The following is a 528-nucleotide window of genomic DNA, read 5'->3' on the forward strand; positions in this document are numbered from 1 at the left end:
GCTTTTTCAAAAATATGGTATTGATAATCCTGATATGAATAAATTGCAGTTTCATTTGATGCTCGATGAGTTTTTCTGATAGTTAGTCTTTGTAGAGACACAAACCTGAAATTCCGGACACCGCGCTTCAGGACATCTCCCTGGACGCCGATATCTGGCAGTATCCGGACGGTACTATCGAACGCCGGGCCAACGGTACTACCCTGCCCTTTATGACTGACGACCGGCTATCTCACCCACGCACTTCTCCCTGAAATTTAGCATCGTCGCGGTTAATGTCGAAAATTTGCCACCTGACGTGGTTGGCATCGAGGGTGAAAACTGCCGTGGCGAGGGTGTTCTCCTCATCCGGATCGTCGGCAGCCAGCCGGTATTCACCGGCATCAATTTTCAGATTGATATCGTGCAGCACCTGGGTGGTGCCGAAATGTTTAGCGACCGCGCTAAATTCGGCACTGTTGCAAAGTTAGCGATGAGGCAGCCTTTTGTCTTATTCAAAGGCCTTACGTTTCAAAAACTCTGCTTACC

At 48.7% G+C, this 528-nt stretch carries 1 protein-coding gene; it reads left to right on the forward strand.

Features of this window, described 5'->3' with window-relative positions:
• Positions 1 to 286: 286 nt before the first annotated feature.
• Positions 287 to 528 (forward strand): hypothetical protein (locus OKC44_RS22120; protein ID WP_205732019.1); only part of this gene is annotated, 242 nt, incomplete at its 3' end.

It is taken from the genome of Aeromonas sp. S41-2 (genome assembly GCF_027705845.1).
GTDB lineage: Bacteria > Pseudomonadota > Gammaproteobacteria > Enterobacterales > Aeromonadaceae > Aeromonas > Aeromonas hydrophila.